Raw genomic sequence first — 6,308 nt, forward strand, 5'->3', positions numbered from 1 at the left:
GGAGGTCAGCCAACTGGCCTGGAATGTCTTCCGCGATCATCTATGCTCGAATTGGGACGGCACCTCCGCCAGCCGAATGCATGCGTGCCGCTCACGGCCAGCGTGCTGGAACGCAAGATCGAGCTTCTCCACCAGCACTTCGGGACGCAGCGCGCCCGGAAAGCCAGAATTCTCTGAGGGTTTCGCGCCAGAAACTAACAGTGGATCATGGGGTGAAAGGGCTTTGAACGTATACGGCGATCTGCTACCAAACTTGCCTGTCGTCGTCCGGCGAAACAGATATTTCCAGGATAGACAGGCACGCAACCAGCGATCCAAGCCAACACATTTTTGCCGATGCGTTCTGAGGGAATTGACTAAGGTGGGCCAAGCTGCACTTGCACCTGGATTTTCGCTTAACGAAGCTCGAATCGGAACGGTCGAGGGGGGAGAATCCGGCCTTCTTGTTTGGAAATTTGGCCAGTTGGTTGCTGTCCTCACCCGGATCGACGAGGAAGCCTATTCCACGAAGGGAAAATGGTTCCTCGAGACGGGCTTCGGATTGCTGAGCGGGCAGCACAAGAACTTCGACACGATCGAGGAAGCCGTAAGCTGGGTCGGCAAGTACACCTTCCCTAGCGCCGCCAACTCTGCAGATTGATCGGCGGATTCCAAAACACCAGGCCTCTAGACTCTCAGGAGCCCTCAAGACTCCGGCGCAATGTCAGCCGCGGCCGAGCTCGGCGTGCGGCCCACGGACGTCGTTACCCGTAGCGATGCGGGGTCAGATGATTTTGAGCTGGACGCGCGGACGCTCCGTTCCAGCGGCAACCCTGCATGTCGGCTCAGGGTCCACTGGAACGGGAGGTTGTTCTATCCAACACGGTCACTTCTCGGCCAGCGTTCCTTCCGCGAAGAGATCGTTGACCTTGTAGGCGACTTCCGTGCGGTTGGTCGCCTTCAGTTTCTTCATGATATTTCGGATATGCACCTTCACGGTGCTTTCGCGCAGGTTCAGTTCGTAGGCGATGATCTTGTTCGCCTTACCGCGCCGGAGCGCCTGCGCTACTTCGGCCTGCCTGAGCGTGAACATTCCGGTAAAAGGCTGCGTGTCGCGGCTGCCTGAATCTATCAGATGCCGCATGGAGAGAACGCTGCTCGCCGGAACGAAGATGCCTCCGGCTGCCGCAAGGTTGATCGCCTCGACGCAGACATCGATCCCCACGGAGGTCGGAATGTAACCTCGCGCGCCGCATTCGAGAGCCGTCAGGATCTGTGTCAGCTCTTCGTTGTCGGCCAGGATGACCAGGGGGATTGATTTGAACTCGGACGATATGTGCCTGATCTCGTCCGCTATACCACGATCGGTGACCTTCCGGCCGCCGAGGTTGAAGAGTATGGCGACAAGCGGAGGGGCCGAGCCCTTTTTCGTACGCCATTCTTCGATTGAACCCATGGCGGCGACCGCCATGCCGAGTTCGTGCTCTACAAGGGCCGATGCTAGACACTCGCGGTCTAAGGCCCTGCCATCCAAGATGAGCAGGCATTCCCTGCTGGAGGCATTTTCGGTTCCGTTGGCTGGAACTCGCGGCTGATTGGCCGAAGCATAATTAGACAGTCCTGCTGCGGTACTCATACTACCCACCCTTTCCCACACCGAGCCGCCTTCCGGCGGCCGACATAAACTCCTTGTCCTCTAGATTTGGAAGGTGATCCCCAACCCTACGCCAAAAGTTGACGCTCTTTTGCCCTAAGCCCTGGCGTCCTTGGCAGTTTCCCGGTTTGCCCCCGAAGAAACGGCTTGGGTAGTTTAGAACCAAATTATTAGGGGTCTCTAACATAGGTTAATTTTTAGTAAATTTCGGGTCGAAAGGCCTGCGCTGAGATGGGCTCTCGATGCATCGCAATTTGCTGCAAAAGGGGAGACATGGTCAGCCCGATGCACTGTGGCCTGGCGCCACGGGGAGGCAAGCCACGAGAATAAGACTAGGCCGTAGCTGGAGAGAAACCCTACCGCAGGTACTCATTGTCGAACCCGGCAACCTTGACCAGATTCTTGCGGTTGAGGATCTCCACATGGCCTGCCTTGAAAGAGACGAGATCGGCCTTGCGAAGTTCGCTCAATGTCCGGTTCACATGAACCGTGGTCATTCCGAGGATGTCTGCCAGCTCGTGCTGAGTGAGGGGGCACTCGTATCTGCCATGGACAGACAGCCCAACGGAGGACAGCCTCTCTTCCAATTCGAGCAGGAAATGAGCAGTGCGGCTCATCGCATTCCGCCGCCCGACATTCACCAGATGTTCGGCAAGAATTGCGTTCAGCCGGGCCAGCGAGCAAGCGAACCTGTTGCCGAAGTTGCCCCCCGACAGGATGTGTTCGACCAGCGCTTTCCTGGACACCTCATGAACAGCCAGTTCCGTTATGGACGCCAGCGATGCGAAACGGGGTCCGTCGACGGAACGGAAGCCGACAACGTCTCCCCACAACGGAGTGTCGATGACCTGACGTTCTCCGTCCAACAGCCCTCGGTAAAGCAGGGCCCAACCCGATTTCACGATGAATATTGTGTCGTCGTCATCATCCTGGCGGCACAGGACCGAGTGAGGTTTGTAGATTTTCGCAGCGCCGAGAATATCATTGTTCCCCCATTCGTTCTTGGACGAAGTTGTGCCCGAGTGATGTGACCCTATGAACTGCGACAGCGTCTGCATGGAGACCCGCGAGTTTGTTTCAATTTAAGCACAACCTACAATAGTTGCTCGCCAAAAGCCAGATGTGCACGACTTTGTGTATAGTGGCCCTGTCGGATGCATGGTGCCATCCGTCCGCGCAAATCAGCCACTTGCGGTTAGATTCGCCTTCGTCCTCAAGGATGGAGACGGGATCTGCACGCATCCCCCGACAACGCTGCGTCAAACTTTAAAGTTCCGCATCCGACATCGCGCCCCGGCGGGAAAACGCCCATGGGTGCAGCAGATTGTGCGGTCCGCCTGAGAGCGAGGAGTGATTGCCCGCCCGGCTCTCCAGTCACTGCGCTGCAAACGCGCCGTTGGCCAATTCTCGGATGGTTGAACGGCAGGCGCGATCCTTCTGGGAGCAGGAGTACTGACAACAAACCGTTCCCGCTCGCGAGCCGTCGCGGACGCCGGCGTGAACTCCCGGTCTCAGGCGTTTCCCTTGGGGTTGGCGTCGCGCAGCCACTGCGTCTCCGTAGTCGCTCCGCCAGGCTGGATCACCGTTTCGAAGGCATCGATCAGTCTTTTGGCGGCTCGGCTTGCAATGTGTGACTCCGGGTATCTGGCCTTCACCTCCCGGGCGCGGTCGTAGACTTCCTTGAGCTGCCGGAGCTGCTTGGCTCGCAGCGCACCCTGCATGACCTGGCCGGTCATATCGTTTCTCCTCCTCGTTTCGGAACGCCAAGCAACCCGTCGGCCGCCCGTGGCTTGCGTCGGCCTGAGAAGCGGCTTTCGAAGCATTGGAATGACAATTGCGCGGGGCGGGCCGTGACGGCCGTCCAGCGAACGGCATTGGCCCGCAATGCTGGGCCAGTAGGGCCGTCATCGCAAGGCACTCATGAGAGTCGCTGGAACCGACGCCCCTGGTTTCGTCGGCTGCCCCCTCACAAGATTTCGGAAGCATTTCAGCACCTACCTCCCAGCCAGCATCCAGCCAGCAAGGCAGCTTACATCGTGCCGAGGTCTTCAGCACATTGACCCCGCTTAAGCTTTAGTACGTATCGTCAGCCCGGCCGTGCGCAGGCTCATTCGGAAGGAGTATCGGCTGCCATCCTACTGCCGTGGGATGTCCAGCTACGTCCTTTGGCTTCCTTGTCCGGGCCCCGAGTTCCGCCTCTGGCGAGGAGCGCGCCTACTGGAACGTCAAGAGCCTGCAGTCCATCGTGGACACCAGCGGCCTCGGCATAGGTTTCGGCAGTTCGAGGGCATCGAGCTGGCCGATAGCGGTCCTGTCCCAGCTTGGCTTCTTCGGATCGCTTATGATGGCACTGCTGCTCGGTGTCCTGGTAAGCGGCATTGGCCGCGTGCGGGAATGGGTCGACCCGGAAACCGATGCCGTCGTAACGAGCGTCAGGAACGCGGCCCTGGCCGGCATAGTCGCCAGCTCGGTGTCGGCCGGCAGCGCCGATCCAGGCATTCTCTTCTTCACAGTATTTGCTGTCGTTGCCACCGCGAGGGTCCGCGCCCGGAGCGCCATGGCCGCATACGAACGGACTCGGCATCGGTTGGTCGCACAGGCGATATGAACGGCTCCGGACTGGCAACGCAAGCCGCCGGTCGAGCGCTTTGTACAGGACTTCGCCGCGACACGCAGGCCGCGCCGGAGCTTACTTGCGCTCGTCCTTGCGGGTGACGCGCTCGCTGGCGCGGTCGATGCACAGCGTCAGCCGGCCGGCCGTCTTGGTCTCGTCGGCGAGGATGAAGGCGCCGGACATAGGCCGGAATGTAGTGCGGCTCGCTCCAGCGGCCGTTGGCATCGACGAACAGGTTCTCGTTCTGGCGCACGCCGGTGATGATCACCGGCGCCTTGGCGACGCCGATGAAGACAATCGGATAGGAGCGCATCGCCGCCGGCATTTCCGATGCCACCACGGGGATGGCATGGGCGGACCGGGCGAAGGAGAAGTCGGCGCGCGCCGTCAGGCCGAGCGAGCCGTGCCGTATCGGGTTGAGCGCCTCGGGCTTCGAATAGAACAGCGGCAGCCCGGTTTCCGCCGCTGCGGGTGCCGTCTGCGTCTTCAGATCACTCATCGGTATTCTCCTCTGGCGCCATCTGGGTTTAGAGCAATTTCAGGGGAAGTGTGAAACCGTTTTCCGTCCGGAATTGCGTCGAGCCAAAAATCGAACGGCTCAACGTTTCCGCGAAACGATGGGCCGCTCCCAGCCCGTGGCGATCACGCGCAATGTGCGGGGTGTGTCCTATGGACAGCCTATCACCGAGCGGCCACATTGGCTGATACGGACTTCTACGTAGCTGACCGGCGGCCTGCCGCAGAAGCACGAATGGTGGACGATCGCGGGTCAGCAATCCGTGACGCCGCGATTGCGCGGGTCATGAACCGAGATCTGTGTCTGGCGGCTATTTCTCTCGCATCGCCCGGCGGAAGTTCTGCGTGATCGGCTCGGCGATGTAGGAAAGCACGGTGCGGGCGCCGGTCCGGATCATCGCCTCGCTCGACATGCCGGGCAAGAGCTTGCGGCCTTCCAGCTTGGCGAGCTCGTTTCTGTCGATCAGCACGGTGGCGGCGAAATACGGTGCCCCGCTGCGCTCCTCCGTCATGCGGTCGGCCGACACGATCTCGACGACGCCGTCGAGCGGCGGCAGGTTGTAGCGGGCGAAGGCCGGGAAGCTGACGCGCGCGGGCTGTCCGGGGGCGATCGTCTCGACATCCTCCGGTTTGACCATCGCCTCGACCACGAGCTGTTGCCCGAGCGGCACGACTGTCATCAATGTCTCGCCGGGTTTCACGACACCGCCGGCCGTGTGGACCTTCAGATCCATGACGATCCCGTCGACCGGTGCGACGACGTTGGTGCGGGCAAGCACGTCCCTGGCGGAACGCTCCCCCTGTCTGAGGTCGAACAACTCCGCCTCGACCTTGCTCAACTCCTCGACCGCCTCGTTCAGCCGCACAGTGTTGAGGTTCAGGGTCTGCATGTCGATCTCGGCCATGGCGCTTTTGGCGCGCGCGATCGCCGCGACGTTGGTGGCGCGCTCGCCTTCGATCTCGCGTTGTTGCTGCCTGAGCGACAGATTCCGTTCGCGGGTGGTCAGCCCCTTCTTGAGCAGGCCCTCAAGGTCCTTGGTCTCGGCCTCGAGCGCCTCGATCTGCCTGTCCTCGGTGGCGACAAGCTCCTGCAGTCCCGTTATCTCTTCCTCGGTCTGGTGACGGCGCTGGGCGAGAATTCCCCGCTCGTCCTCGAGATTATGATGCTTGGCCGCGAACACGTCGCGCTGCGCGGCCACCGCGTCCCTCGCGGCGGTAGTGGGATTGGCGAGCAGCGTCGGATCGAACTCGATCTCGGCCTTGCCGTCGCGCTCGGCCCGCAGACGCGCCGCCAGCGCCTCTCGCGTCGCTATCCGGTTCTGGACCAGGTCGAGCTGCGCCTTCGCCTGCGTGTCGTCGAGCCGGAGGAGGACCTTGCCCGCCTTGACGATATCGCCGTTGGCGGCGTTCAGCTCCGCGATGATGCCGCCCTCGAGGTGCTGGATGAGCTTGCGGTCTCCGGCCACCTTGACAACGCCCGGCGCCACCGCTGCGCTGTCCAACGGCGCCAATGCCGCCCAGCCCCCGGCCACGCCGAAGAACAGG

7 protein-coding genes are annotated in these 6,308 nt (G+C 61.3%); 1 reads left to right on the plus strand and 6 read right to left on the minus strand.

Annotation, left to right across the window (positions count from 1 at the left end; genetic code table 11):
• The first annotated feature begins 361 nt into the window (after positions 1-361).
• The gene (locus tag EN780_RS01730; protein WP_187331225.1) at positions 362-640 is read left to right on the plus strand and encodes a hypothetical protein; all 279 of its coding nucleotides are present in this window, start codon (positions 362-364) and stop codon (positions 638-640) included.
• A gap of 225 nt (positions 641-865) precedes the next feature.
• Here the strand turns inward: EN780_RS01730 and EN780_RS01735 are convergent, their stop codons facing one another.
• The 6 genes from EN780_RS01735 to EN780_RS01760 all read right to left on the minus strand — a co-directional run.
• Positions 866-1,615 (minus strand): response regulator transcription factor, encoded by a 750-nt coding sequence (locus tag EN780_RS01735; RefSeq protein WP_128271765.1) that lies wholly within the window; start codon positions 1,613-1,615, stop codon positions 866-868.
• Positions 1,616-1,989: 374 nt separating this feature from the next.
• Entirely contained in the window at positions 1,990-2,691 is a 702-nt protein-coding gene (locus EN780_RS01740) for a Crp/Fnr family transcriptional regulator (protein ID WP_128271767.1), read from the minus strand.
• 453 nt (positions 2,692-3,144) lie between these two features.
• Positions 3,145-3,369, minus strand: a complete 225-nt coding sequence (locus tag EN780_RS01745) for a hypothetical protein (protein ID WP_128271769.1) — start codon at positions 3,367-3,369, stop codon at positions 3,145-3,147.
• 478 nt (positions 3,370-3,847) lie between these two features.
• Positions 3,848-4,132 carry a hypothetical protein gene (locus EN780_RS40355; protein ID WP_245499843.1) on the minus strand — a complete coding sequence of 95 codons (285 nt, stop codon included), beginning with the start codon at positions 4,130-4,132 and terminating at the stop codon, positions 3,848-3,850.
• An 8-nt stretch (positions 4,133-4,140) separates the two neighbouring features.
• The gene (locus tag EN780_RS01755) at positions 4,141-4,746 is read right to left on the minus strand and encodes a SapC family protein (protein WP_245499844.1); all 606 of its coding nucleotides are present in this window, start codon (positions 4,744-4,746) and stop codon (positions 4,141-4,143) included.
• Positions 4,747-5,074: 328 nt separating this feature from the next.
• Positions 5,075-6,308, minus strand: a 1,234-nt coding sequence (locus EN780_RS01760) for an HlyD family type I secretion periplasmic adaptor subunit (protein WP_245499845.1), incomplete at its 5' end; no start/stop codon positions are given.

This window comes from Mesorhizobium sp. M4B.F.Ca.ET.089.01.1.1, from assembly GCF_004022605.1.
GTDB classification, from domain to species: domain Bacteria; phylum Pseudomonadota; class Alphaproteobacteria; order Rhizobiales; family Rhizobiaceae; genus Mesorhizobium; species Mesorhizobium abyssinicae.

Excerpts from the sequence above, each read along its gene's own strand:
- EN780_RS01735 (WP_128271765.1), bottom strand. The coding sequence starts at position 1,615 with ATGAGTACCGCAGCAGGACTGTCTAATTATGCTTCGGCCAATCAGCCG.
- EN780_RS01740 (WP_128271767.1), bottom strand. The coding sequence starts at position 2,691 with ATGCAGACGCTGTCGCAGTTCATAGGGTCACATCACTCGGGCACAACT.
- EN780_RS01745 (WP_128271769.1), bottom strand. The coding sequence starts at position 3,369 with ATGACCGGCCAGGTCATGCAGGGTGCGCTGCGAGCCAAGCAGCTCCGG.
- EN780_RS40355 (WP_245499843.1), bottom strand. The coding sequence starts at position 4,132 with ATGCCTGGATCGGCGCTGCCGGCCGACACCGAGCTGGCGACTATGCCG.
- EN780_RS01755 (WP_245499844.1), bottom strand. The coding sequence starts at position 4,746 with ATGAGTGATCTGAAGACGCAGACGGCACCCGCAGCGGCGGAAACCGGG.